Below are 23,696 nucleotides of genomic sequence, written 5' to 3'. Positions count from 1 at the left end.
ACTTCGATGTTGGGTGAGGCACGTCTGGTGCTTGCGGGTCGGGTACGCCGTCGCGGGGGTCGCACCGTTGTCGCAAGCGCTGGCACACTCACGGGGAGAGTGCCAAATCAGAAACTAGCACTCTCCCCGCCGGAGTGCCAGAGAGACCCCTGGGGGAGGATCCCGGGATGGACCTGGAGTCGTTCCGCTGGCTGCTCACCGAGGACGGCCAGCGGCTGCTCGCGGAGGCCAGCAGGGAGGTTCAGCAGGGCGGCGACGTGCTCGCGGTCCAGAACCGGCTCCGGCGCACCGCCGCTCCCGAGCACGTCGCCGTCGCGCTCACCCAGGCGACGCTGCGGATCCGCGCCCGGGACAAGTTCGGTCCGGACGCCGACCGCATGTACTTCACCCCCGACGGGCTCGAGCAGGCGACCCGGCAGCGGGTCGCCGCCCACCGCGCGGCGCGCCTGGTCGCCGCTTCGGTGGGAACCGTGATCGACCTGGGCTGCGGCATCGGCGGCGACCTGCTGGCGTGCGCGCGGGCCGGGCTCACCGCCGCGGGGGTGGACATCGACCCGGTGCGGGTGGCGGTGGCCGAGGCGAACCTCGCCGCCCTCGGCCTCCCGGGGGCGGTCACGGTCGCGGACGCGACCACGGTCGACCCGTCGCCGTTCGACGTGGCGTTCGCCGACCCGTCCCGGCGGACGGCGCGCGGCCGGACCTTCGACGCCGACGGGTGGACGCCCCCGTGGTCGTTCGTCGAGCGACTCCTGCGCCGCGACTCCTGCGTCAAGGTCGCGCCCGGCATCCCCCACGAGCTGGTCCCCGAGGGCGTCGAGGCGGAGTGGGTGAGCGACCAGGGCGACGTCAAGGAGGCGGCGTTGTGGTCCGGCCGGCTGGCGACCACCGCGCGCCGCGCGACGGTCATCGGCGACGGCGGCCTCGCGACCATCACCGACGAGGACGACCCGGGCGCCGGCGTCCGCGACGTCGGCCGGTTCCTCTACGAGCCGGACGGCGCGGTGATTCGCGCGGGCCTCGTGACCGCCGTCGCGGCCGGCGTGCAGGGCGGGCTGATCGACGAGCACATCGCGTACGTGACCTCGGACGCGTCGTACCGCACCCCGTTCGCCCGGGGGTACGTCGTCCGGGAGGAGCTGCCCTACCGGGAGAGGGCGCTGCGCGCCGCCCTGCGCGAGCGCGGCATCGGCCGGCTGACGATCAAGAAGCGCGGCGTCGACGTGGTGCCGGACCAGCTGCGCAAACGCCTCGACCTCCACGGGGAGGACGAGGCGACGCTGGTGCTGACCCGGGCCCGCGGCCACGGGATCGCGCTGCTGGTGAAGCCGTTCTGAGACGCGCCGGACCCTCCCGGGGCGCCGCCCCGGGAGGGTCCAGTACGCAGTGCGTGATCAGGCGGTGTGGGGAATCGCGCCGCTGACCTTGACGTCCGCGGTCTTCTCGACCTTGCGGGCGTGCCAGAGGCCGAGCCCGAACAGGACCAGCAGCAGGGCGGCGCCGCCGAAGGCCACGACCGACGCGATACCGGCGATGGTGCCGATGGTCGCGAACGCGTAGCCGTACAGGAGCAGGCCGCGCAGGGTGTTGCCCATGAACAGCGTCTGCCGCAGGCCGGCGAGCGCCTGGCCCTCTTCGGAGGCCTTCTGCTCGTCGCTCATGCCGATGTACTCGCCGCTGACGTCCTCGTAGGTCCGGTTACCGCTGGCCTCGTTCATGTGCACGAGGATGTAGTGGTTGGCGAACGCCTTGGCCTCGGGGCCGGTGTCCAGCGGGCTGCCGGCGTACTGCTTGAGCGCGTCCGCGTCGGCCTTCGGCAGGCCGGAGAGCGCGTCGCCCTCGGGCATCGTGATGCCCTGCATGGTCAGCTGGTCGTGCACCTGGTTGCCGATGAACGAGTTCGCCCACAGCAGCAGGCCGCCGGCCAGGATGAGGACGGCGGCCATGGCCAGTCCCGTCCACGAGATGAACTTGTCGAATGCCGAGCGCATCGTGCGCCTCCCTCATAGTGGCGGGGAATTCCTTGTCGTCCTCGCTTCATGGACAACGCTAGAAATTGCAACCACCGACGGCGAGGGCCCGAAGGACGCAGGCCGGGGGACCAAGGTCCCCAGTTGCGGCTCAGCCCAGCGCTGCCTTCTCGGCGCCGATCGTGGTGTCCTCGCCGTGGCCGGTGTGCACGACGGTGTCGTCGGGCAGCGCGAACAGCCGGGCGCGGATGGACTGCACGATCAGGTCGGCGTCGGAGTACGAGCGGCCGGTCGCGCCCGGACCGCCGTGGAAGAGCGTGTCGCCGGTGAACACGCAGCCCAGGTCCGGGGCGTAGAGGCACACGGCGCCCGGCGCGTGGCCGGGCGTGTGCAGGACCTCGAGCGCCGTACCGCCGACCTCGATGCGGAGGCCGTCGGCCAGGTCGAGGTCCCACAGGTGGTCCCCGGTCTCCGAGTCGCCGTGGGTGAGCTCCCACAGCGGCCTGTCGTCGGGGTGCAGCATGATCGGCGCGACGACCCTCTCCCGCAGCTGCGGCGCGACGCGGACGTGGTCGTCGTGCGCGTGGGTGCACACGATCGCCTTGACCTTCCGGTCCCCCACCACCGCGAGGATGCCGTCGACGTCGTGGGGCGCGTCGATGACCACGCACTCGTTGTCGTCGCCGACCACCCACACGTTGTTGTCGACGTCGAAGGTCTGCCCGTCGAGGCTGAAGGTGCCGCTGGTGACGCCGTGGTCGACCCGGGCGCTCACAGGATCACCACGCTGCGGAGCACGTCGCCATGGTGCATCTTCTCGAACGCCGCCTCGACGTCGCCGATCCCGATCTCCTCGGACACGAACGTGTCGAGGTCGAGCCGGCCCTGCAGGTACAGGTTCACCAGCATCGGGAAGTCGCGCGTCGGCAGGCAGTCGCCGTACCAGCTGGACTTCAGGGCCCCGCCTCGTCCGAACACGTCGATGAGCGGCAGGTCGGGCACCTTCATGTCCGGGGTGGGGACACCGACCAGGACGGCGGTGCCGGCGAGGTCGCGGGCGTAGAACGCCTGCTTCCAGGTCTCCGGGCGGCCGACCGCGTCGACCACCACGTCGGCACCCTCGGCGCCGTCGAAGAACTCCGCGCAGATCCGCTTGATCTCCTCGACCGGGTCCACCTTCGACGAGTCCACGGTGTGCGTGGCGCCCATCTTCTTCGCGGTCTCGAGCTTCTTCGGGTCGATGTCGACCGCGATGATCGGGCTCGCGCCGACCAGCTGGGAGCCGGCGATCGCGGCCACGCCGACGCCGCCGCAGCCGATGACCGCCACGGACTTGCCGCGCGAGACCGCGCCGGTGTTGATCGCCGCGCCGATGCCGGCCATCACGCCGCAGCCGAGGAGGCCGACGGCGGCCGGGCGGGCCGACGGGTCGACCTTGGTGCACTGACCGGCGGCGACCAGGGTCTTCTCCGCGAAGGCGCCGATGCCCAGCGCCGGGGACAGCTCGGTGCCGTCCTCGAGCGTCATCTTCTGGGTGGCGTTGTGGGTGTTGAAGCAATACTGCAGGTCGCCCCGCTTGCAGGCTCGGCACTCGCCGCAGACCGCACGCCAGTTGAGGACCACGAAGTCGCCCGGCGCCACGCCGGTCACGCCCTCGCCGACCGCCTCGACCACACCCGCGGCCTCGTGACCCAGCAGGAACGGGAAGTCGTCGTTGATCCCGCCCTCGCGGTAGTGGAGGTCGGTGTGGCACACGCCGCAGGCCTGGACCGCCACCAGCGCCTCCCCCGGACCCGGATCCGGCACGTTGATCGTCACGACCTCGACCGGCTGACCTTTGGCACGGGCGACCACGCCCTTCACCTGATGCATGGGCCCCAGCCAATCACGTCAGAATTGCAACCATCGTGGACGGGGTGGCGTCTGGGTGGTGTGCTGACGGAGCGGACCGAGCGGACAGGGGTGATGGCGGTGGATCGGGACGCCGACTTCACGGCGTACCTCGAGGCCCGCCAGGCCCGGCTGCTGCGCACCGCGTACCTGCTGACCGGCGACCAGCACCAGGCCGAGGACCTGCTGCAGACGTCGCTCGCGAAGCTGTACCTGGCGTGGGACCGGGTCCGCGACCGCGAGTCGGTCGACGCCTACGTGCGGCGGATCATGGTCAACGAGAACAACTCGCTGTGGCGGCGCGGCTGGCGCCGGCGCGAGCTCACGACCGACACGGTGCCCGAGACGGCGCCGTTCCACGACCGGTACGACGACGGCACCGGCGCCGCCGTGTGGGCGGTGGTCCAGACCCTGCCGCGCAAGGCACGTGCGGTCGTCGTGCTGCGGTACTACGAACAGCTGTCCGAGGCCGAGACCGCCGAGGTCCTCGGGATCTCGGTCGGCACCGTGAAGTCCCAGTGCAGCAGGGCCCTGGCCTCGCTGCGTGAGCGCATCGGGGAGGAGGCGCGATGAGCCAGGAGACCTTCGAGCGTGAGCTCGCCCGCCACGCCGACGGGGTGCACGGCGCCCCGCTCACCTTCGACGACGTGCGCGGCAAGGCGCGCTCCATCCGGCGCAGGCGGCGCACCGCCGCCGCCGGGGCCGTGGCCGCCGCCGCCGCGCTGGTCGTGATCGTGCCGTCGGTGCTGGCCGGTGGCGGCGGCCACCGCTCCGACGAGCCGCCGGTCGCCCCGTCGTCCACGAAGGGCGTCGACCCGGGCCACGACGGCGTACCGGTGCTGCGCGAGGGCGCGATCACCTACGACGACGGAACCCGGATCAGGCCCCGCGTCGGCAACGACCGCATCGTCGGGTTCACCACGCTCGGCTCCGACCGCTGGGTCGTGAGCGTGCTGCCGGACAGTGGGCAGACCGAAGCAGTCGTGATCGACGACTCGGGACAGGCCCTCGACCGCTACCCGATCTCGGGCGCACTCGTGGCCGCCGACGACCACGAGGCGGTGGCCTGGGTCGACCCGGCGGGTGCGCCGCAGGTGCTCGTGGCCGGCGCCGAGCGCCCGTTGTCGCTGCCCCCGGTCGAGGGCCGGTCTCCGACAGCGGTCGCCCTGGTCGGAGCCTGCCCCGACGACTGCCGGGTCATCGGCCGCGACGCGGGCGGAGCGGGGCTGGGCAGCAGCTGGTCGGTGTCGACCGACGGAGACGTGCAGGCGCTGCCGGGGTCGATCCCGGCCGTGATCGACGCGACCGCTGACGGCAGCCTGCTCGCCGTCATCGACGGCTATGCCCCGGACGACATCCACGTGTGCAGCGGAGCCTACGACCCGGGCCTCGGTGACTTCCGGTGGCACGGCTGCGACGACAACGTCTTCGAGTTCGCGCCCGACGGCGGGTTGGTCGCCACCACGTTCGCGGAGGGTCTCGGGCCGACCAGGATCACGGTGCGCGACGCCGCGGACGGCCGGGTGGTCGGCGAGGTGCAGGGCGGCTGGATCTCCAGCTTCGCCTGGGAGGACGCCACCCACCTGTTGGTGGTGCGAGTGGCCGACGACGGCGGCACCCTGCTCGAGCGCTGGGGCCCGGAGGGCACGACGACGGTCCTGGAGGGCCCCACGACGGACATGGACCTCCTCGAGCCCTCCCTGCAGCTGCCGCTCGGCTGACCTCCGGCGAGCTCTCCGAGGTCCCGGCCTCAGACCAGGACCTCGGTCACCGGCAGCGAGGAGTCGGCGGGGTGGTCCAGCGCGGACGGCGTCCGCCCGCGGCTGACCATCTCCGCACCCAGCGCGGCGACCATCGCGCCGTTGTCCGTGCAGAGGCCGGGGCGCGGGACCCGCACCCGGATCCCCTTCGCGGCGGCCCGCTCCTCGGCCATCGCCCGCAGGCGGGAGTTGGCGGCCACCCCGCCGCCGATCAGGATGTCCTCGATCCCCTGGGTCTGCGCGGCGTCGATCGCCTTGCGGGTGAGCACGTCGCAGACCGCCTCCTGGAACGACGCGGCGACGTCGTTCACCGGCACCGGCTCGCCCGAGCGCTCACGCGCCTCGACCCAGCGCGCGACGGCGGTCTTGAGGCCGGAGAACGAGAAGTCGAAGCGGTGCCGCTCGAGGTCGCGCCGCGACGTGAGGCCACGCGGGAAGTCGACGTACACGCTGTCGCCCTCGCGAGCGGCGCGGTCGATGTGCGGGCCGCCGGGGAACGGCAGCCCGAGCAGCCGGGCGACCTTGTCGAACGCCTCCCCCGCCGCGTCGTCGATGGTCGCGCCCAGCGGGTCGACGCCGATCGTCACGTCGGTGACCCGCAGCAGCGAGGAGTGCCCGCCGGACACCAGCATCGCCAGGCACGGCTCCGGCAGCGGCCCGTGCTCGAGCTGGTCGACGGCGACGTGCGCGGCGAGGTGGTTGACGCCGTAGATCGGCTTGCCCAGTCCGATCGCCAGCGCCTTGGCGGCGGCGACGCCCACCATCAGCGCCCCGGCCAGCCCGGGACCGCTGGTCACCGCGATCGCGTCCACGTCGTGCAGGCGTACGCCCGCGGTCTCGCACGCCCGTTCGATGGTCGGCACCATCGCCTCGAGGTGGGCACGGCTGGCGACCTCGGGGACGACCCCGCCGAACCGGGCGTGCTCGTCGACGCTGCTCGCCACCGCGTCGGCGAGGAGCGTGTGCCCGCGCACGAGACCGACGCCGGTCTCGTCGCAGGAGGTCTCGATGCCGAGGACGAGGGGCTCGCTCATGGTGCTCATTGTGCCGACCACGCGCACGCGGCCCCCCACCGGATGAGGTCTGCGCGAACTGCTTCCCAGGGGCGGGTCGCGGACGTACGTTGTCGGGGCTTCACTCACTTCGCACATTTGGGAGCACTACATGCACATCCCGGGAATCTCTCGGACGAGTGCCGCCCTCGCCGTCACGGCGAGCGCCGCGCTCGTGCTCTCGTCTCCGGGGCTGGCCTCCGCCCGCACCGTCGACGACTCGACCCTCACCCCGCACACGCACTTCGTGGTGCAGCCGCTCAACCCGGACGGCTCCACCCCGGCCCCGGCGGCCGACGGTGAGGACATCCCGAACATCGACTCGGTGAAGTCGACGATCCGGAAGTACTACAACGCCAGCAGCGCCGGCATCGCCGACAAGGCCTCCTCGCCCTACATCACCGAGATGCAGGGCATCGAGCAGGCGATCCTCGCGCAGCTGCCCGACCCCGCGCCCGCCGAGAACCTGGCCGTGGTGTTCGACGCCGACGACACGACGCTCTGGACCTACGACATGGAGGACGGGGCGATGCACTTCAACTTCGACCCCAAGGTCCAGAACGACGACTGGGTGCTCCCGGGCAAGTTCCCGGCGACCCCGGGGATGGTCGCCTTCGTGAACGAGGTCCAGGACCGCGGGTACGACGTCTACGGCATCACCGGCCGCGGCGAGAGCCAGGAGCAGGCGACGCTCGACAACCTCACCAAGGTCGGCTACGACGAGTTCAACGCCGACAACTTCTTCACCAAGCCCGCCACGCTGCCGTCGTACCTCGACTGCCACAGCAGCGTCGACCCGAACGACGACCCGGCGAAGTGCAACACCGTCGAGTACAAGGCCGGCACGCGCGCCTACATCGAGTCGACCGGCGAGACGATCGTGCTCAACATCGGCGACCAGTACTCCGACCTCCAGGGCGGCCACGCGCTGAACAACGTCAAGCTCCCGAACCCGACGTACTACCTGCCGAGCCCGGACATCCAGGGCGCGCCGGCCTCGGATGCCGACCTGGCGCTGCCGACCGAGTTCGACATGGCGGCGGACGGCTCGAGCGGCCTGACCACCCCGGGTGACCAGATCCCCAACATCGACAACGTCAAGGCGGAGATCCGCGCGTACTACGGGGCCTCCAGCGGGATCGCGAACAAGGACACCTCGCCGTACATCGCCCAGATGACGAGCATCGCCCAGCACTGGAAGCAGAAGCTCACGGCCGTCTGCACGAAGGGCGTGAAGAAGCACCAGCGCCCGGCCGTCGTCTTCGACGCGGACGACACGACGCTGATGACCTACGACATGGAGGACGGGGCGATGAAGTTCAACTTCGACCCGGCCCTCCAGAACACCTGGGTCCAGGAGGGCCGCTTCCCGGCGACCCCGAAGATGCCGGGCGTGGTCAACGCCGCCGCCAAGGCGGGCTGCAAGATCGTCGGCCTGACCGGTCGCAACAACGCCCAGCGGGTGGCGACGCTCGACAACCTGGCGCGGTACTACCACGACGGCGACGGCAACCCGCTGTTCAAGTCGGCGTACTACTTCACCAAGTGGACGAGCAGCGACACGCCGCCGGCGTACGTCGACCCGGCGCTCGACGGCAAGGACGGCTACTCGACGATCGACTACAAGGCGTCGACCCGGAAGTACGTGCAGGACAAGCTGGGCCTGCACATCGTCGCGAACTTCGGCGACCAGTTCAGCGACCTGATCGGCGGCTCGTCCGCCCGGGTCGTGAAGCTGCCGAACCCGACGTACTACCTGCCGTGATCGGGGCCGCGCCAGCGGACCCGATCGTTGGTGGTCGAGCAGCGACCGGGGACGCGTCAGCGGACCCGACGGAGCGTGTCGAGACCCGGTGACCCGGGAAGTCGGCGGCGATCTAGCCGGATGCGCCGCAGCCTCGAACGAGGCTGCGGCGCATCACCACGGCCGTCGTGCCGTCGCGGTAGTAGCGGCGGCGCCGGTCGACCTCCACGAAGCCCCGGGCCGCGTAGAAGGCCAGCGCCCCGGCGTTGTCCTCACGCACCTCCAGCAGCAACCGGTCGGCGCCGCCCTCGCGGGCGGCGCCGACCACCGCGTCCAGGAGCCGGCTCGCGAGGCCGGTACGCCGGTGGGCGGAGTCGACCGCGATCCGCTGGAGCTCCGCGATGTCGGCGACCACGCTGGCGACGGCGTGCCCGACGACACTCGGCCCATCGCCGGCGTCGACCTCGGTGACCAGGTAGCTGATCGTCGGCAGCCTGCCGGCCACGCCCTCCTCGACCAGGGCGGCCGACCAGGCGTCGTCGCCCAGGGCGTCCCGCTCGAGCGCCGCGATCGCGAGCACGTCGTCCGTGGTCGCCGGGCGGATCGTCACGAGACGCGTTTCGGGGCGTGCGGCGCGTCGGCGTCCGGGCGGCGCAGGTAGAGCGGCTCGGGGTCGCGCAGCTCCGCCAGCTCCTCGGCGACGGCGCGGGCCAGCCAGCCGGCGCTCGGCGCCTGCGGGCCGATGCGGCGCGGGAACGCGTCGGGGTACAGGTCCCCGCCGGGGCCGGCCACCGGCTGCTCGGTCGCGAGGTCGGCCGGCTTGCCGACCAGCGGGCCGTCCAGCCGGGCGCCCTGCTCGTCGTACCGGGCGAGGTAGACCTCCTTGCGCCGCGCGTCGGTCGCCACGACGAACTCTCCCGGGACCCCGGCAGCGGCCGCCTCGACGGCGAGCACGTCGAGCGAGCACACGCCGTACACGGGGATCTCCAGCGCGTAGGCGAGGGTCCGCGCGGTGACCAGGCCGACCCGCAGGCCGGTGAACGGGCCCGGTCCGACCCCGACCGCGATCGCGGTGAGGTCCTGGCGGACCAGGCCGGTGTCGGTGAGCGCGCGCTCGATGAGCGGCGCGAGCTGTTCGGCGTGCTTCAGGGGGCGCTCGGCGGTCAGCTCGGTGACGACGTCCTCGCCGTCGTGGAGGGCGACGGTGACGAGCGGGGTGGCGGTGTCGAACGCGAGCAGCACGCCGCCGAGGCTAACGCGTCACCGATTTCTGGGTGATTCATGGCTGTCCTGTGGATCTGGCGTGGGCGGCGCGTGGAAGTTGCCGCCCTAGTGTTCAGGTGTCGGTAGGGGGAACACGGACCGGCACCGCAGTTCAGATCAGTGGTTCGGAACGACCGTCGCGGAACGTGGGGATCCGCGGGCGCGCTGGGGGGAGCGCCATCGGCCGGTTCCGGAAGGCCCGTCCCGCGCGCTCGGTTCCCCGAGAAGGCGGGACGGGCCTTCTCCATGTCTGCTACCCGTTCGCGAGCTCCACGACGATGTCGAGGTGGCCGGCGTGTCGTGCGTACTCGGCCAGCACGTGGAAGCAGATCCACTCCAGCGTCGGCGGGTCCGCCGCGAACCGCCCGCCCGGCGCGGCCGTGGCGTCCAGTGGGAAGTCACGCAGCACCGCCCGGGTCCGCTCCCCCATCGCCCACAGCGCCGCCACCAGCTCCTCGACGGTCACCTCGTCCGCGACCGCCCAGCGCCCGCCGGCCTCGGCATCCCACGGCTCGTCGACGGTCCAGTTGCCCCACGGCCGGTCGACGTGCTCGCCCAGGAAGCCCCACACGAACCACCGCTGCTCCATGTGGAGCACGTGGCTGAGCAGCTCGATCGGCGTCCACCCGGACGCGAGCCGCGTCGTCCGCCGCTCCTCGTCGCTCAGGCCGAGGACGCCGTCGACGATCTCCTGCCGGACCCAGTCGAGGTACGCCGCCCAGCGCGCCGCCCCGGCCGGCCCGTGCTTGCTCGGCTCTCCGTCCGCCCGCGCGACGCGCCTGTCGTCTGTCACCCGTCGATTGTGCCGCCCGTGGGGAACCCGTGCTCGACCCCCCACGCCACCGCTTGAGACCGGCTGGTGACGCCGATCTTCCGGTACACCGACCGGATCACGGACTTCACGGTGTTGATGCTGAGGTAGAGCTCGGCCGCGACGTCCTCGTTGGACCGCCCGGCGACGATCAGCCCGAGCACGTCGAGCTCACGCGGCGAAAGGTTGACGTCCCGCCCCTGTTGCCGGCGCCGCTCGGCCTGGTTGTCGAGGTCCGCCTGCGACCCGTCCTCGAGGTGACCGTCGGCGAACGCCTCGACGGCGTCCGCCAGCTCCTCGGCGTCGGCGCCGAGGGAGACCGACGTGATCGCTCCGATCGCGAGCGCGCGGGCGGCGAGGCCGGGCTGGAGCTCGCGAGCCAGCGCGAGGACCCGCCCCGGGTGGGCCTTCACGGCTGTCTCGAGGTCCTTGCCGTCGCCGTGCTGCAGCCCGAGCACGTCGTACAGGACGACATCGGCGTCGCCCTGATCGGCACCGGGACCGATGTCCACGACCACCATGCGGTCGGCGTACGCCGCCAGCATGCTCCGAACGCCTGCATGTACGACCGCATGCTCGGAGATCACGCCCACGCGGACCACCGCGCATCACCTCCACGATCAGAGTTCGTGAATTTCGATGCCCGGTGGTCCGCGGGTTCAAACCACCTCGTCTACACCCGTAGGGGTGATCTGGGCTGGGCTACTCCACCCGGTTGCCCTGCTCGTCCCAGTGCTCGGCGACCTTCTTGCTCGGCTGCACGCGCGGCGGCTCGCCCGGCATCTTCGGGGTGCCTACCCCGGGAGCGCTGTGCAAGTCAGTCACGGGAGGCGGCGGTGGGGCAAGCGTTGTGGGTCAGGTTATCGGGCGAGTTTCAGGCTCGCCAGAGAGGGACCCGTGAGATGAGTATGACCGCTCCCCCATCCGCACCGCCCGTGTTCATCGACCAGCGCGAGTTCGAGAGCTTCCTAGGCGACATCTACGACATCGGCGTCTTCTCCGCCTCCGCCGTCATCGACTGGTGCGCCCGTGAGTGCAAGAACCGCGGCGTGCCGTTCGAGCTGATCTACGAGCCGCGCTGGAACGACAAGGGCCAGCAGATCGGGCCGCGCATGGAGATCAGCGTGGCCGCCGGCGACATCGTCCTCGCCGTGCTCGAGGCCATGACGAAGGCCCGCGGCGCCGCCCTCGACGAAGCCACGGCGCGACTGTCGGCGGACAGCGCGACCCTCTAACCAGAAGCGGCTCCGTCTGGTCGGGCTAGGACCAGCGGAGCCTAGGAACCAGTCCCTAGGAGGACCAGCACCATGAGCACAGCATCCCAGACGAGCCAGCCAACCTTCACCGGAGAGTGGGCGCAACCGATCGCCCAGGCCACCGTCACCGGCTACGGGACCGAGAGGTTCACCGTTACCCGCGCGACAAACGGCCGCCAGGAGTTGGTCTTCATCGAGAGCACCTCCGGCGAGACCCTCTGGCTCACTCCAGAGCAAGCTGCCGACTTCGCCGAGGCCGTGCACAACGTTTCCGGCATGGAAACCTCGACGCGCCAGGCGAGGTTCCTAGCCCAGGTCCACCGCATGGCGATGGCCCGCGATGGGGTGACACGAGCCCACGTCGAGCGCGCGACGGGCATCGCGCGCCACCGCCTCCGCAGGATCCTCTCCGGGGAGGTACCGATGACGCACGCCGAGCATGTGGCCATCAGCGAGGTGCAGGCATGATCGGCTTGGACGCTGAGATCAGCGTTCGATCTCTCCTGACCGCGCTCACGTGGTTCGCGGCGATCGCGCTCTTGCTCGCAGGAGGCGCACTCGGAGTCGACTGGCTTCTCGCCGCGGGGATTGCGGCAAGCGTGGCAGGCAGCACGCTGACGGTGCTCCGCGATGGCGAGCGCACCCGGCGACTAACGCGCGCCCTCTGGAACGCCCAGATGGAGAGCCGGGCCAACGGAGACGTGCGGAATCTGCGATGACCGGCACCTACCAGCCCGAGCGCTCGCCACCGCCCCGCCCGCTCCGCACGGGGCGGGCTACCGCAATTTCAGTCCGCACTGAAGATAGGCCGTCCCATGCCCAGCAAGCCCACACCCACCGTCGAGATCGTCGAGGTCTCCCCCGCGATCGCCGAGGACTGGCTCTCACGCAACCCGAACAACCGCAACCTGCGGCGCCCGGTGGTCGACTCCTACGCCCGCGACATGGAAGCCGGCCACTGGATGCTCAACGGCGAGACCGTGAAGTTCTCTGGCAGCGGCGAGCTGTTCGACGGCCAACACCGCCTGCACGCCATCGTGCAGTCCGGCCAGACGGTTCCGATGGTCATCGTCCGCGGCCTCTCCCCTGACGTCATGCCCACCGTTGATGCCGGCGCCAAGCGCACGTACTCCGACGCGCTGAAGCTCATGGGCGAGGAGAACACCTCCACCCTGGCAGCCGTCTGCCGGCGCGCGGTCATGTGGGACAGGGGGATGAAGACGAACACGGGTGCCATCAAGCCGACGCCGCTCGAGATGAACCAGTTCTTGACGGACCACCCCGAGATCCGGGCATCAGCCGACCTGGCCGCGCACCTGGCGTCCCGCGAGAGCCTCCCCGCGTCCGTCTACGGGCTTTGTCACTACCTATTTGCCCAGACTGATGCCGAGGCCGCTACCTGGTTCCTCATGCGCGTCTCGGACGGCGACGGGATCGCGAGCTCGGATCCGATCGCTCAACTTCGGTCCCGGATCACTCGCCTGAGGGTGCGAGGCGGGCGGATCAACGAGACGGTCGGGTTGGCGCTAACGATCCGGGCATGGAACGCGCACCGATCCGGGCAGGCGCGTGCGAAGTTGCAGCTGCCAGCCGGCGGGCTGACGAACGAAAACTTCCCCGAACCGAGATAGCTGGGGACTCGCCCGGTGGCCGGGAATCCTCAACCACGATGCCTTTGCGTGTCGCCGTGAATGAACCGTCCCCAGGCCGATCGCTGCGCCCGGGTCCGGGTCTCCCAGACCAGGCCTACTCCGCTGGGCCAGTCGCCGAGGAGGCCGTTTACGATCCCTTCGATCTCCGCGATGCGCTCCGACAGTTTGCCCATCCCGCGAGACACGTTGAGGGCCCACCACAGACTGGCGAACACCACCAGCCCAGCCAGAAGTACTAGGACCCATCGAGCCCGCGGCTCCATTGAGTCAGAGGTCGCGAGCGCGCCGATCAACGCAACAACCGCGACTGGGACTGTCAGGAAGCCATAGCCGGGAGACTGCCTTGCCATGATCTCGGTTCGCAAGGTGTCGTACTCCCACTTAAGAACCTCAAGTAGTCGCTCGTCGTCACTTGCCACGACGGCACGATACTCAGAGATGCAGAAGGTCGGGAACGCGCCTGCGCTAACGCCGAACAAGAAGTTCCCGGAGCCGAGGTTGAAGTCAGGCGCCCGCCAGGGCGCCAGAAGGCTCGTCTAAGAGGGGCGGGCCCTAACTAGAAGGTCTCCCGGGCATCGATCACCCTCGTCCGGGATGCCGCGGAACCACCTGCCCTTCACCACATGCGTGGTCGCAGGCAACTCTTCAGTTCGTCATAGAACCGGTCTCGCGCTTCCGCGGCTCGTTCGAGCCGGAGCTGGAATTCCGGCTGCGCGATTGCGGCGGGACCATCCGCGATGACATGAAGATCCCAGACCGCCTGGTGCCACGCCCGGGCTGCGGCAACCACCTCCCCAGGTGCCAGCAGGAGTAGTCGCTCGAAGTGCGCCGCCCGTTCGTCCTCGAACTGTGCGACCAACTTGGCCCCCTTAAGCGGGTCTATCGGATTGGTTGTCATGTCGGGGCCAGAAGCTGCCTGAGATTCTCAGACAGAACCGAGATTGCATCTTGAGCGCGGAGGCGTAGTCCGCGACCGCCGAGACAAGCCGGTCTTCCCATCGAGCGGATGTTTCCCTGCGCCAGCGGGATCGCTCCGTCAAAGCGCTCGCTCCGTATGACAGCCCAGCGCCGACAGCGACGCCAGCGAGAGTGAGCCACGACGCATCGTCCATGGCGCGAACTCTAATCTTGCGGCTACGTTTCGATCCATGGACGAAGCACTCCCATGGATCTCACTCGGAATCGCTTTGTTCGCGCTGACGATCAACGGACTGACCTTCCGGGACCGCCGTCGCCAAGACCGCAGAGACCTCTTCCTCAAGATGCACGAGCGGCTTATCGATCAGGACCTACAGCGCGGACGTCGGCTGCTTTACCAGCACATCCACGACGAGGGCAGCGCTCGGCGGCTGAGGATGTCGCCCGCCGAGGCCGACGCCGAGATCTATCAGGCGATTAACCGGGCACTGGCGATGTTCGACGTCTTCTCCATGTATGTCGAGAAGGGGTACATCGACCGCGCGGAGGCACTCCAGGAGTGGGGACACACCCTCGCCCGGGCCTTCCAGCAAGCGCAACCGTTTATCGCAGATCGCGACAACAACCAGACCTGGCTGTCGTGGCCGAACCTCAGGTCTTTCGGCCAAGAGGCGGTCCGGTGGCACGAGGAGAGGGCACAGTCACCTGCGAAGGTGACCCAGGAAGGTTGATGTGGCCGCGGCTCTTCTTGGAGCAGGACAGTGACGGTTGGTGGGTTATGCAGCGCTCAACTTCGTGAGGAGCCACCGACCGAGCTTGGCATCGTATTGGGCGACATCGTCCACAATCTGCGATCTGCGCTGGACCAGCTCGTCTGGCAACAACATCGACAAGCATCAGGAGGTGCCGGGTCGTCGTCATGACCCCCAGCCGGAACGCCCGGCGGGTCGATCATGAAGTCGGGGGCTCCGCAAACGTCGTCGATTACGAGATTCTCTCCACTGATCCACTTCAGGTGGGCACAAGAACCGAGTTCTTGAGATATCTGATCCGAGATCAATGATCGGGCAAACCACGTGGACGTACAGCCCCGCGCTGGCATGTTCTTCGGTTACGGTCCGGAGCTCGTCGGCCGGGGCGAACTTTTCGTCATGGCTGGCGGTGCGACGACGATCGTCCGCGAACTCTGGGACCTCGCCCACCGGCCCTGAGCCCCGCCGGAAGTGTGTTGTGATTGCCCTGTGGCGCATGCGTGAAGTCCGTAGTCTCCCGAGGGTAGGAACTAGCGTTGGCAAGCAGGGGCATGAAGCCTGGGAGGTGCGCAGGTGGCAGAGCGTCGACGGATCTTCTTCAGCCATGCGAGCGAAGACAAAGGCCGGATGCTTCAGGTGTACGGCAAGTTGCTCGAGCACCATCCGGACCTCGATCCGTGGGTGGACACGTTCGAAATCACCGGTGGCCAAGTCCTCCTCGACAAGATCGCTGAGGGAATGGACGCCGCGGAGCGGTTCTTCGTCTTCTTGTCGCCGGTTTCCATCAAGAAGCCGTGGGTCCAGGCTGAGTTGAAGCGCGCGCTGACACAAGAGATCGGAGGTGAGCGGCCCGACTTCGTGGTGCCGATCAAGATGGGGGGGTTGACCGAAGTGCCGCCGTTCGTCGAAGCCAAGAAGTACATCGACCTCGATCGATTGACCGAGCACGAGTGGGTGGCAGAGATCTACGCCGCTGCCACGGGGACAAAGCTCCCGAGCAGCGTAGCGACAACTCCCAACGTCGTACTGCTCGGGTCCGTCGTGGACCCGCACAACCCAGCCCTCATCCAGTATCAGTTCGAGGTCCAACACTGGGCAGAGAAGATGGCCGTCAGGGTCGAGACGACCACTCGAGTGGAAGACATCTCCTGCTGGCTACTCGGGTATGCCGGGATGGCTTCTGTGCACGAGGCTGTTCATGACACGTGGGCTGCTACGTCCTGGCCGGACCCAGTGATGGCGGGTAACCGCTTCGTCGTTGAAGTCGTGTTTCCCACCGGCGTCGATGCGCAGGCAGCGATCACCGGTATTGGGCCCTGGGACGGCTCTGGTTTCACGTCCATGTCTATGCGGATGCACGGGGCGTAGCGGCGTTCGATCGGGCTAGCGCTAGAAGTTGACGGGTCGCGTAGAGGTAGCCGCTTGCGAAGACTGCGCGCGTCGCCTGATCGTTGAAAGGACCGATTGTGGCGGGAAGCGGTGTGCGTTCCACCTCCTCCACCAGGGCATCCAAAGCGGCGAGTCCGTCGGCGGACATCTGAATGTCGGCCATCAGACAGACGCCCCCGAAGCGTCGACCCACGCTGATCCGGTCGACCAGATGGGCTTGCCGAGGGTGGTGTCGAACCACATCGCGCCAGCACCCGCAGCTCCGGCGCCTGGTCGGGAGCCAGTGGCGCCGGCGCCGGATTTGACCACGCCTCCGCCCTTGATGTCTCCGGACAGGTAGGCGTGGCGGAACCTGTTGGCCGCGGCCTGGCCGATGTCGTAGGTGGCGTCCGTCGAGGCACAGATGCCGGTGCCCTGGAAGCCGAGGAGGGCCGCGCCCTCCTGGCGGATGAACTGGGTGATCGCACTGGGGCCGGAGCCGAAGCCGATCTTGCCGTTGTTGAAGTCGAGGTCGACTCGGGGGTTGGCGTCCGCGGTCCGCTTGCCGCGCAGGTGCTGGGCGGTGAGTGTGACGCAGTACGTCGCCGATGGGGCGGTTCCGCCAGAGCCGAACGGGTCGCCGGTGACGTCGAGGATGGTCCATGCCGGCTGGTCGCTGCTGCTGGTGTTCTGGACAACGAACACGCCGTCCGTTCCGGCGGCCGATGCGGTGCGGTACTTCGAGCCCGGGGCGTCCAGGGTGTTCTTGGAGGCGCTGCTGGTCTGGGTGACCACGATGGATTCGGCTCCGTAGCCGCCGCGGATGCAGTTGCGCTGCGCGGACGCGCTGGTGAACAGCACCTTCGGCGTCGTGGCCTCCCACCTCATGCCGATGAACTGGTTGTAGCCGCCCGCGCACTCCACGTGGTACTCGGCGACGTTGCCCTCGATGGACCCACCGAACAACTGCATGTTGTTCGGCCCGCTCGATGCTCCCGCGAGGAAGGCGATGTGCCGGGTTCCGGCGACGTTCGTGCCCTCCCCGGAGTTGTGGGAGTACCGGCCACCATGGAACTGGGACTCGTTCGCTGCCCCTCCCGCGCCCGTCGTGGCGGCACGGAGGTTGATGGCGTTGTTGTCGAGGTGGCCGATGAAGTACCGGTTGTAGAGGGATCCGGCGTCGTCGGCGATGTCGACACCGACGGAGAAGTTCTGGACGTGCTTGATGTGGATGGTGCACGTGCGGGTGTCATCGATCCGCACGCCGACGTCGGTCCCGATGACCCCGGCGCCGGGACCGGGCGAGAGACCCCAGGCCTTGGCCAGCCGCACAACGTCACCGATGTACACGGTTGCACGAGAGAGCACCGTGGCTCCGTCGCCCACCTTTACCAGCGGCGAGGCGTTGCCCGTGAGCGTCGCAAGGGACAGGTCCGCTGGTCCAGTGATGACGAACGTTGAGCTGAGACTGTAGGCGCCTTCCGCGTACAACCGACCGCCACCGGCTACAGCGGCGGCCATCGCGGCCGCGAAAGCCGCATCGTTCGTCGCGGCGCTGGCCGCGTTTCCGCCACCCTCGGCCTCGGGAAAGTACAGTCCGAGAGCGGGAGCATGCTTGGAGCGGCTCATGCGGCCTACAGCCTGCTCCGCAGTCGAGGCGGTAAGTGCAGCCGACGTCGCCGAAGCCGAGTCGTTGATCCGTCCTGCGATGATCGAGTCGTTGGTGCTCCCGACCGCTTCGGCCGCCGCCTGAGCAGCCTCGGCAGCGTCGCGCGCGTCCTCCGCGAGCCCCTGCGCTGTCTCGGCGTTCGTCTCGGCAGTCTCGGCACCGGTCCGCGCGGTCGCCGCAGCGGTCGCCGCGGTCTCAGCGTCGTTGCGCGCCTCGAGCAGCTCGGCCGTGACGGTCCCGAGGACCGCGCGGAACGAGATGCCGCCGCTGTTGCGCGGCCCGGTGATGACGGGGGTTGGGATCGGTGCAAGTCTCATGAGCGGTCCTGTTCTGTGGCTGGGCTCGTGTGAGCGATCGGACTAGGTCGTGGTCGACGTGGCGGTCATGCAGCACTCGCCGAACGGCTTCCCGGAGCCGCAGTCGCAGGTGTGGCCGTCGGCGTACCACTCGGCAAGGTGACATTCGAGGAAGGTCTTGCCGCTCTCGCAGTGGCACGGACGCTGTTGGGCAACCGGGTGCTGGGTCCAGCCGACGAGCTTGTCGAGTTCCTCGCCGTGGTCGTCGAACTCGGCGAGCTGCATCGTGGAGATGTGGCCGCGTTCGAGCCTGGTGTAGTAGAGGCGGCCGCCGACGATGGTCTTGGCGAAGTCCTGCAAGGTCCGGTGCGCGCGCACTTCGTAGCCGAGCGTCATCCACTCCCCTAGGCCGCGCGGGACCGGGCGCTTGGGCTTCTTGCGCCACTCGTCCCAGACGCCGGGGTGGATGTCGGGTGCCTCGTCGCGGAGGCGGTTCAGCTCGATCGTGGTCGGGCGCTCGGTCCAGGTTGCGGGCATGACGTGGACGCCAGAGATCCGCTCGGGCTCGAAGCCGTTCTCGGTGGCGAGATGGTAGGCGTCGAACTTCTTACGCCGGTGGGACCAGCCGACCAGGAACACGGTGGGTGGGGCGAGCTTCAGGTGTCGATCGCCGAGTTCGTTGAGGAGGTGGTCCTCAAGGTCTCCGAGCCAGGCGGGCACCGCTTCGACGAGGTCGTCGAACGTCTGGACCATGCCGGACTGGTGCAGAACCGTCGACTTCGCTTCCGCTCCGAACGCACCGTCTCCAGCGGTGAGCACGGCCGCGTCCAGGTGTGGGATCAGCATGCTCTTGGAGGTGTGCCCCAGCTTCCCGAGGTTCTTGGTGTAGGACATTGAGTCGGTGACGAACTCGGCATGGTCGCCCTTGCAGGCGATCGCAATCAGGGTCACGCCGCGGCTCCGATCAGCTCGGCCGGCACCGCGCACGGGCCGAGAGTGGTCACGGTGCCGCCTGCGGCCAGGGTGAGCGCGTCGCGGGAGACGATCCCGCCCGCGGCCAACTTCTGGGCGTTGAGGGCGTTGAACAGCTCGATGCCGTACTGGTCGACCGCCGAGGCTCGGACCACGTACTCACCGTTGGAGAGCAGCGCGGGGATGGAGTCTGAGGTCTTGGTCCCGGGTCCGGTGATGTAGCCGCCGGTTGCGTGTCCGGGTGTCGGGATGGCACCAGACGCGGCCAGGGCGGCCATCTTGTTGCCGATGGCCGTGTAGTGGACGCGCACCTCGACGTCCTTCGACTTCACCTGTGCCAACGAGAGCTTGAGCCTGTCGATCGCCGACAGCGCCTTCGACGTCTTCACGTCGGTTTCGATCACGCGCGACTTCGGGATCTCCAGCACCCGATCGGCCAGTGACTTGGCGGCGGCCTCGGACACGCCCATCGCCTGGGCGGTCTGGATGAACGCCTGCCGTGCTGCCTTGAACCGCTGCTCGTTGTTGCGCACCGCGGCCGACTGGTTGTTCCATGCCGCGGCGAGCTGCGACAGGGCGGCACGGTTCGCGAGCGCCTCGTCCGTCGTCCCCTTGATGCCGGCGTTGCTCTTCTTGCCCTGCTCGGTGGCGTCCTTGAGCGCCTGCCGGTAGGAGGTCTCGGCGTCGAACGCGGCGAGTGTGGCGGACCGCTTCTCCTCCATGGCCTTGGTGGCGTCGGCGACGGCGGCGGCTTCCTGCTTCGAGGCCTGGGCGGACTGGCGCGCGGCGACGCCGTAGGTCTTGGTGCTGCCGGTGGTCTTGTCGGTGGCCTCCGAGAGACGGCTCTGGCCGGCGCGCGCCTCTTCCAGGTCGTGAGTGCCCTCGCCCATACCCTTGAGCAGCGTCTGCCAGGCGCCCCACTGGTCATAGGCGGCGTCCTTGGACTCCTGAGAGCCCGTGTGCAGGGAGTCGACCCAGGCGGCGTGAATCTGCTCGAGCTGGGCCATGGCCTGGGCGTTGCCAAGTGTCGCGTCGGTGATCAGGTCCAGGCCGATGCCCAGCTCGCGGGCCGCCTTCAGTGAACCTTCCTTCTCCAGGATGTTCGCGATGGTGGTCCGGGTGTTCTCGGTCAGCGCGCCGGTCTGCTGGTCCAGGGAGGCGGTCAGGGCGTCAACGTTCGCGGCCGCGTCACGGTTGGCGGTGGCGAACCCGCCGAGCAGCCCGGTCGCGCCGCCGATCGCGGCACCCCATGGCCCGCCGAGGGAGAACCCGGTCAGGGCGCCGCCCAGTGCTGTTTCCAGGGCGCCGACGGCCGTGCTGGCGTTCTCGGCACCGAGGGCGAACAGGCCGAGCCCGGCGGCGGTGCCAAGGCCGCGGAACAGCAGCCGGGAGGACTTCTCTGCGCGCTCGGAGGAGACGCCGAGATTGGTCAGGGCCTCGCTCGTCGAGGAGATCCCGGAGACGACCTTGCCGGTGGTCCAGACTCCGCCACCGAGGACGGCGGTCAGGCCGGCGAGCGCCAGGGTCGCGTCGTGCGCGGGGCCGGGGAGGTCATTGAAGGCGTTGATGTTGTCGGTCAGCCCTTGGGTGAGCTTCCGCAGCGGCCCCTGGGCGCCCTCGCCGGTTCCGATGAACATCGTCTCGAGCGAGCCCTTGAGCTGTTCGATGTCACCGGCCAAGTTGTCGAGCCGCTTGCCAGCGGTCTCGGCCGCCGCGCCCTGGTCGTTGACCTTGGTGATCCAGTCCTGGATGCCCTCGGCGCCCTGCTGGTAGAGCACGTTGGCGACCCGGATCGCGTCGGAGCCGAAGATCGTAGCTAGGGCGGCGTTCCGCTCAGCGTCGGACTTGCCCTTGAACGCCGCCTGAAGCTGGCCGGCGATGTTGGTCATGGACCGCATCTGGCCGTTGGCGTCATAGATGCTGATGCCGTACTGCTCGAGGACGCCCTGCGCCTTGGTCGTCGGACTCTCCAGCGACAGGATCGCCTGCTTCAGCGAGGTGCCCGCGTCCGAGCCGAGCAGGCCAGCCGAGGCCATCGCAGCCAGGGCACCGGTGGTCTCCTCGATCGACAGCCCGGCCTGCGACGCGACCAGCCCGGACTGCTTCAGCGCCATCCCGAGGTCGGACACGGAGCCCATGGCCTTCCCAGCTCCGGCTGCGAGGAGGTCGGCGACGTGCGGGATTTGTGCACCCGAGAGGCCGAACTGCTGCATCGCGATCGCGGCGATACCGGCGGCGTCCGCGACCTCCAGCCCGCCAGCGGCAGCCAGGGAGAGCGCACCCGACAGGCCCCCGCTGAGGATGTCCTGGGTGCTGACGCCGGCCTTGGCGAGTTCCTCGATCGCTCCCGCGGCCTCAGTCGCGGAGTAGACCGTGTCCGCGCCAGCCTTGATAGCCGCGGCGCGCAGGAACTCCATGTTGCCGGCGGTCTCATGGGTGGCTGCCTGGACCGCCGACATGGACTTGTCGAACCGGGCGGCGCTTGCGATGAAGACACCGACGCCCGCCGCGGCGACCAGACCAACCTTGCCCGCCGTGGATCCGACAGCGGTCAGGCCGGCGCGCATCTTGGCGCCGTTGCGATCGAGCGCGGTCATCTTCGTGCCGAGCTCGGCGACGTTACGACCCGCGGTCGCTAGGCCGGCCGAGAGTGACTTGAAGTCCCCGACGAATCGGTAGACGACGCTGCGGTCAACCATGCAGACCACCGCCCCAAGCCGCACGCGAGGGGCGGTGGTCAGTCCGTGGGCCGCACACAGGAGGTCCTTTCGAAGGGACCCGTGTGCGGCCGGGTGATGGAGCCTGTGTGCGGCCAGGCGGGGGTGTTCAGTTGTGGGGGCGGCCCTCGGGCCGCAGTCACCTACCGGTCAAGCAACTTCTCGGTAAGGTCGTCGTGTACTGACGCGGCGAGCAGGTCGACAGCCCGATAGACGTTCGCCATCTCCGGCGAGCCCATGTCCTCCGCGAGCGGGATCGCAGCCGCGAGGCCGAGTTGAAGGCCAGCGATCCCGCCCGGAGTCTGGTCAAGCGCCGAGAGCGCTTCGAGGAGCCTCCGCTGGGCCGAGGCGAGCCGCTCGTCTCCAGCCAGCACGCCCTCCGCGACACTGCGCAACTCCGCGTACACCTCAGCGAGGTGCCACAAGCCAGCGGCCCGCGCAACAGGGATGTTGACGTCCAGGCCGGCGAACAAACCGACGATGCCGCCGTCGACCTGGTCAAGTGCGCCGAGGGCGTCGGCGAGGCGGCGCTGCGCCCGATCGGTACTCATGAGCCCTCCAGACCGGTCGGGGCAGGCTCCCTACCCCGACCGGTGGACTCTCCTACGCTCGAGGCAACCGACCTGGAGCAAGGAGAAGACTGATGGACCCAGAACTCGTCAAGATCCTCGACGGCTTGCACAACACGCTGCTGACGAACGCGGAGTTGACGAAGAACCTCGCCGCTGGAGGCAACGAGGTCGCGAGCCAACTCAAGCGCCTCGTTGGAATCGTGGATGCGCTCGGCGAACGTGTCGACAGCCTTGAGGGGCGTGTGGCGGCGCTTGAGTCGAAGTGACCGCCTAGTCAAAGGGATCGTCCTCCCCGCCATCCACCGGCGGCCGTACCAGGCGGGACGCCGCCGAAGGCGTGAGCCCCAGTTCGCCAGCGAGCGACCGCATGTGTGACCGGTATTGATTCAGCACCGTTGTCCACGGGTTCTTCACGCGGCCGCGGTCTGCGCGGCCTGACTCGACGAGAACTCCGTCGCGCGTCAGGGACCGCTCGCCCTGCACGATGCGCGCCCACGTCACGCAGTAGTCCGTGAGCACCTCGCCCTGCTCGTTCACCAGCCCCATCGAGCGGCTCAGGGTCGGGGCTGTTCGGCGCCATAGCTCCGCGGCCGTGTCGCGGGCGTAGGTCGTCTCGTCGTCGTCGCCGGCGAACCACTCGGGCCAGTCCGGTTCCTTGAGAGCGGTTGGCGGAAGAGTGACGCCGTCGCGGACCGGCCGATGACCCGGGTTGCCCTCGCGGACGACCTGAAGGGTCGGCTTCGGCTTCCGGCCGGGGCGGCTCATCGGCGCCCCTGTCCCAGAACCGACGATTTCGCGGGAGTACGAGTTGCCCTCCCGCAGTCCGGCAGGCTGAGCGCACAAGAGGGGCCACCCCCCACCCTCCGACGCCCGTTCACCGGTAGATCCTGGGCTCAGGACGCGGGTCCCGCGGGTCGCCCCCGGCCGTCGAGTCCGCCGCGGTCATGCCCGGCAGGTAGACCGGCTCACGTGTGCGCTTGGCCTCCTCGGGGTGGTTCTTGGCACGCATGCGGGCGTACTGAGCGGCTGTCATGACT

Annotated in this window: 28 protein-coding genes; 11 read left to right on the top strand and 17 right to left on the bottom strand. The window is 69.3% G+C overall.

Features of this window, described 5'->3' with window-relative positions; translation table 11 throughout:
• Positions 1–167 precede the first annotated feature (167 nt).
• Complete coding sequence (locus tag ABD086_RS18430) at positions 168–1,334, top strand: class I SAM-dependent methyltransferase (RefSeq protein ID WP_343909074.1); 1,167 nt, start codon at positions 168–170, stop codon at positions 1,332–1,334.
• Positions 1,335–1,391: 57 nt separating this feature from the next.
• Here the strand turns inward: ABD086_RS18430 and ABD086_RS18425 are convergent, their stop codons facing one another.
• From ABD086_RS18425 to ABD086_RS18415, 3 genes are all read right to left on the bottom strand, one after another.
• Complete coding sequence (locus tag ABD086_RS18425; protein WP_343909073.1) at positions 1,392–1,988, bottom strand: hypothetical protein; 597 nt, start codon at positions 1,986–1,988, stop codon at positions 1,392–1,394.
• Between the two features lie 130 nt (positions 1,989–2,118).
• Entirely contained in the window at positions 2,119–2,742 is a 624-nt protein-coding gene (locus ABD086_RS18420; RefSeq protein WP_343909072.1) for an MBL fold metallo-hydrolase, read from the bottom strand.
• Positions 2,739–3,839, bottom strand: coding sequence for an S-(hydroxymethyl)mycothiol dehydrogenase (locus tag ABD086_RS18415; RefSeq protein ID WP_343909071.1), 1,101 nt, complete (start codon positions 3,837–3,839; stop codon positions 2,739–2,741). The genes ABD086_RS18420 and ABD086_RS18415 overlap by 4 nt, the downstream gene beginning before the upstream one ends.
• A gap of 93 nt (positions 3,840–3,932) precedes the next feature.
• Here ABD086_RS18415 and ABD086_RS18410 point away from each other — a divergent pair, with 93 nt between their 5' ends.
• Positions 3,933–4,430, top strand: coding sequence for a SigE family RNA polymerase sigma factor (locus tag ABD086_RS18410; RefSeq protein WP_343909070.1), 498 nt, complete (start codon positions 3,933–3,935; stop codon positions 4,428–4,430).
• On the top strand, positions 4,427–5,578 hold the full coding sequence (locus ABD086_RS18405; protein WP_343909069.1) for a hypothetical protein: 1,152 nt from the start codon (positions 4,427–4,429) through the stop codon (positions 5,576–5,578). The genes ABD086_RS18410 and ABD086_RS18405 overlap by 4 nt, the downstream gene beginning before the upstream one ends.
• Before the next feature lie 29 nt (positions 5,579–5,607).
• On the opposite strand, the gene tsaD is transcribed toward ABD086_RS18405, so the two are convergent.
• On the bottom strand, positions 5,608–6,651 hold the full coding sequence (gene tsaD / locus ABD086_RS18400) for a tRNA (adenosine(37)-N6)-threonylcarbamoyltransferase complex transferase subunit TsaD (RefSeq protein ID WP_343909068.1): 1,044 nt from the start codon (positions 6,649–6,651) through the stop codon (positions 5,608–5,610).
• A 130-nt stretch (positions 6,652–6,781) separates the two neighbouring features.
• Here tsaD and ABD086_RS18395 point away from each other — a divergent pair, with 130 nt between their 5' ends.
• Complete coding sequence (locus tag ABD086_RS18395) at positions 6,782–8,434, top strand: HAD family acid phosphatase (protein WP_343909067.1); 1,653 nt, start codon at positions 6,782–6,784, stop codon at positions 8,432–8,434.
• A gap of 112 nt (positions 8,435–8,546) precedes the next feature.
• Here ABD086_RS18395 and ABD086_RS18390 read toward each other — a convergent pair whose 3' ends face one another.
• The 5 genes from ABD086_RS18390 to ABD086_RS18370 all read right to left on the bottom strand — a co-directional run bounded on the left by ABD086_RS18390 (position 8,547) and on the right by ABD086_RS18370 (position 11,312).
• On the bottom strand, positions 8,547–9,023 hold the full coding sequence (locus ABD086_RS18390) for a GNAT family N-acetyltransferase (RefSeq protein WP_343909066.1): 477 nt from the start codon (positions 9,021–9,023) through the stop codon (positions 8,547–8,549).
• Entirely contained in the window at positions 9,020–9,655 is a 636-nt protein-coding gene (gene tsaB / locus ABD086_RS18385) for a tRNA (adenosine(37)-N6)-threonylcarbamoyltransferase complex dimerization subunit type 1 TsaB (protein WP_343909065.1), read from the bottom strand. The genes ABD086_RS18390 and tsaB overlap by 4 nt, the downstream gene beginning before the upstream one ends.
• 274 nt (positions 9,656–9,929) lie before the next feature.
• Positions 9,930–10,469 carry a mycothiol transferase gene (locus ABD086_RS18380; protein ID WP_343909064.1) on the bottom strand — a complete coding sequence of 180 codons (540 nt, stop codon included), beginning with the start codon at positions 10,467–10,469 and terminating at the stop codon, positions 9,930–9,932.
• The gene (locus tag ABD086_RS18375) at positions 10,466–11,032 is read right to left on the bottom strand and encodes a helix-turn-helix transcriptional regulator (RefSeq protein ID WP_343909063.1); all 567 of its coding nucleotides are present in this window, start codon (positions 11,030–11,032) and stop codon (positions 10,466–10,468) included. The genes ABD086_RS18380 and ABD086_RS18375 overlap by 4 nt, the downstream gene beginning before the upstream one ends.
• Before the next feature lie 157 nt (positions 11,033–11,189).
• Positions 11,190–11,312 (bottom strand): hypothetical protein, encoded by a 123-nt coding sequence (locus tag ABD086_RS18370; protein WP_343909062.1) that lies wholly within the window; start codon positions 11,310–11,312, stop codon positions 11,190–11,192.
• Between the two features lie 83 nt (positions 11,313–11,395).
• Here ABD086_RS18370 and ABD086_RS18365 point away from each other — a divergent pair, with 83 nt between their 5' ends.
• The 4 genes from ABD086_RS18365 (at position 11,396) to ABD086_RS18350 (ending at position 13,374) form a co-directional block, all read left to right on the top strand.
• A complete protein-coding gene (locus tag ABD086_RS18365; protein WP_343909061.1) occupies positions 11,396–11,722 on the top strand; it encodes a hypothetical protein in 327 nt (108 codons plus the stop codon).
• A gap of 72 nt (positions 11,723–11,794) precedes the next feature.
• Positions 11,795–12,211: a hypothetical protein gene (locus ABD086_RS18360; protein ID WP_343909060.1), complete on the top strand. Its 417-nt coding sequence runs from the start codon at positions 11,795–11,797 to the stop codon at positions 12,209–12,211.
• Positions 12,208–12,462 (top strand): hypothetical protein, encoded by a 255-nt coding sequence (locus ABD086_RS18355; protein WP_343909059.1) that lies wholly within the window; start codon positions 12,208–12,210, stop codon positions 12,460–12,462. Before ABD086_RS18360 ends, ABD086_RS18355 begins: the two co-directional genes overlap by 4 nt.
• Positions 12,463–12,558: 96 nt before the next feature.
• Entirely contained in the window at positions 12,559–13,374 is an 816-nt protein-coding gene (locus ABD086_RS18350; protein ID WP_343909058.1) for a hypothetical protein, read from the top strand.
• 29 nt (positions 13,375–13,403) lie between these two features.
• Here ABD086_RS18350 and ABD086_RS18345 read toward each other — a convergent pair whose 3' ends face one another.
• Both ABD086_RS18345 and ABD086_RS18340 read right to left on the bottom strand, forming a co-directional pair.
• Positions 13,404–13,814, bottom strand: a complete 411-nt coding sequence (locus tag ABD086_RS18345; RefSeq protein WP_343909057.1) for a hypothetical protein — start codon at positions 13,812–13,814, stop codon at positions 13,404–13,406.
• A 197-nt stretch (positions 13,815–14,011) separates the two neighbouring features.
• Positions 14,012–14,254 (bottom strand): hypothetical protein, encoded by a 243-nt coding sequence (locus ABD086_RS18340; protein ID WP_343909056.1) that lies wholly within the window; start codon positions 14,252–14,254, stop codon positions 14,012–14,014.
• 289 nt (positions 14,255–14,543) lie between these two features.
• On the opposite strand from ABD086_RS18340, the gene ABD086_RS18335 reads away from it, so the two are divergent.
• Positions 14,544–15,044 (top strand): DUF4760 domain-containing protein, encoded by a 501-nt coding sequence (locus tag ABD086_RS18335; RefSeq protein WP_343909055.1) that lies wholly within the window; start codon positions 14,544–14,546, stop codon positions 15,042–15,044.
• 594 nt (positions 15,045–15,638) lie between these two features.
• On the top strand, positions 15,639–16,433 hold the full coding sequence (locus tag ABD086_RS18330) for a toll/interleukin-1 receptor domain-containing protein (RefSeq protein ID WP_343909054.1): 795 nt from the start codon (positions 15,639–15,641) through the stop codon (positions 16,431–16,433).
• Positions 16,434–16,616: 183 nt separating this feature from the next.
• On the opposite strand, the gene ABD086_RS18325 is transcribed toward ABD086_RS18330, so the two are convergent.
• The 4 genes from ABD086_RS18325 to ABD086_RS18310 form a co-directional block, all read right to left on the bottom strand.
• Complete coding sequence (locus ABD086_RS18325) at positions 16,617–18,419, bottom strand: hypothetical protein (RefSeq protein WP_343909053.1); 1,803 nt, start codon at positions 18,417–18,419, stop codon at positions 16,617–16,619.
• Positions 18,420–18,461: 42 nt separating this feature from the next.
• Positions 18,462–19,349: a hypothetical protein gene (locus tag ABD086_RS18320; RefSeq protein WP_343909052.1), complete on the bottom strand. Its 888-nt coding sequence runs from the start codon at positions 19,347–19,349 to the stop codon at positions 18,462–18,464.
• Entirely contained in the window at positions 19,346–22,093 is a 2,748-nt protein-coding gene (locus ABD086_RS18315; RefSeq protein ID WP_343909051.1) for a phage tail tape measure protein, read from the bottom strand. Before ABD086_RS18315 ends, ABD086_RS18320 begins: the two co-directional genes overlap by 4 nt.
• A 137-nt stretch (positions 22,094–22,230) precedes the next feature.
• Entirely contained in the window at positions 22,231–22,638 is a 408-nt protein-coding gene (locus tag ABD086_RS18310; RefSeq protein ID WP_343909050.1) for a hypothetical protein, read from the bottom strand.
• A 92-nt stretch (positions 22,639–22,730) separates the two neighbouring features.
• Between ABD086_RS18310 and ABD086_RS18305 the strand changes: the two genes are divergently transcribed.
• Positions 22,731–22,925 (top strand): hypothetical protein, encoded by a 195-nt coding sequence (locus ABD086_RS18305; RefSeq protein ID WP_343909049.1) that lies wholly within the window; start codon positions 22,731–22,733, stop codon positions 22,923–22,925.
• 4 nt (positions 22,926–22,929) lie between these two features.
• Here ABD086_RS18305 and ABD086_RS18300 read toward each other — a convergent pair whose 3' ends face one another.
• Both ABD086_RS18300 and ABD086_RS18295 read right to left on the bottom strand, forming a co-directional pair.
• A complete protein-coding gene (locus ABD086_RS18300) occupies positions 22,930–23,424 on the bottom strand; it encodes a phage terminase small subunit P27 family (RefSeq protein WP_343909048.1) in 495 nt (164 codons plus the stop codon).
• 109 nt (positions 23,425–23,533) lie between these two features.
• Positions 23,534–23,692: a hypothetical protein gene (locus ABD086_RS18295; protein ID WP_343909047.1), complete on the bottom strand. Its 159-nt coding sequence runs from the start codon at positions 23,690–23,692 to the stop codon at positions 23,534–23,536.
• Between the last annotated feature and the right edge of the window lie 4 nt (positions 23,693–23,696).

The organism is Nocardioides aquiterrae (genome assembly GCF_039526625.1).
Classification (GTDB): Bacteria; Actinomycetota; Actinomycetes; order Propionibacteriales; family Nocardioidaceae; genus Nocardioides; species Nocardioides aquiterrae.
Note: the sequence above shows the minus strand (reverse complement) of the source record. Positions and strands in the feature narration are given on the sequence as shown.

Excerpts from the sequence above, each read along its gene's own strand:
- ABD086_RS18305 (WP_343909049.1), top strand. The coding sequence starts at position 22,731 with ATGGACCCAGAACTCGTCAAGATCCTCGACGGCTTGCACAACACGCTG.
- ABD086_RS18325 (WP_343909053.1), bottom strand. The coding sequence starts at position 18,419 with ATGAGACTTGCACCGATCCCAACCCCCGTCATCACCGGGCCGCGCAAC.
- ABD086_RS18425 (WP_343909073.1), bottom strand. The coding sequence starts at position 1,988 with ATGCGCTCGGCATTCGACAAGTTCATCTCGTGGACGGGACTGGCCATG.
- ABD086_RS18410 (WP_343909070.1), top strand. The coding sequence starts at position 3,933 with ATGGCGGTGGATCGGGACGCCGACTTCACGGCGTACCTCGAGGCCCGC.
- ABD086_RS18355 (WP_343909059.1), top strand. The coding sequence starts at position 12,208 with ATGATCGGCTTGGACGCTGAGATCAGCGTTCGATCTCTCCTGACCGCG.
- tsaD (WP_343909068.1), bottom strand. The coding sequence starts at position 6,651 with ATGAGCGAGCCCCTCGTCCTCGGCATCGAGACCTCCTGCGACGAGACC.
- ABD086_RS18405 (WP_343909069.1), top strand. The coding sequence starts at position 4,427 with ATGAGCCAGGAGACCTTCGAGCGTGAGCTCGCCCGCCACGCCGACGGG.
- ABD086_RS18365 (WP_343909061.1), top strand. The coding sequence starts at position 11,396 with ATGACCGCTCCCCCATCCGCACCGCCCGTGTTCATCGACCAGCGCGAG.
- ABD086_RS18375 (WP_343909063.1), bottom strand. The coding sequence starts at position 11,032 with ATGCTGGCGGCGTACGCCGACCGCATGGTGGTCGTGGACATCGGTCCC.
- ABD086_RS18395 (WP_343909067.1), top strand. The coding sequence starts at position 6,782 with ATGCACATCCCGGGAATCTCTCGGACGAGTGCCGCCCTCGCCGTCACG.
- ABD086_RS18335 (WP_343909055.1), top strand. The coding sequence starts at position 14,544 with ATGGACGAAGCACTCCCATGGATCTCACTCGGAATCGCTTTGTTCGCG.
- ABD086_RS18300 (WP_343909048.1), bottom strand. The coding sequence starts at position 23,424 with ATGAGCCGCCCCGGCCGGAAGCCGAAGCCGACCCTTCAGGTCGTCCGC.
- ABD086_RS18310 (WP_343909050.1), bottom strand. The coding sequence starts at position 22,638 with ATGAGTACCGATCGGGCGCAGCGCCGCCTCGCCGACGCCCTCGGCGCA.
- ABD086_RS18360 (WP_343909060.1), top strand. The coding sequence starts at position 11,795 with ATGAGCACAGCATCCCAGACGAGCCAGCCAACCTTCACCGGAGAGTGG.
- ABD086_RS18295 (WP_343909047.1), bottom strand. The coding sequence starts at position 23,692 with ATGACAGCCGCTCAGTACGCCCGCATGCGTGCCAAGAACCACCCCGAG.
- ABD086_RS18430 (WP_343909074.1), top strand. The coding sequence starts at position 168 with ATGGACCTGGAGTCGTTCCGCTGGCTGCTCACCGAGGACGGCCAGCGG.
- ABD086_RS18350 (WP_343909058.1), top strand. The coding sequence starts at position 12,559 with ATGCCCAGCAAGCCCACACCCACCGTCGAGATCGTCGAGGTCTCCCCC.
- ABD086_RS18415 (WP_343909071.1), bottom strand. The coding sequence starts at position 3,839 with ATGCATCAGGTGAAGGGCGTGGTCGCCCGTGCCAAAGGTCAGCCGGTC.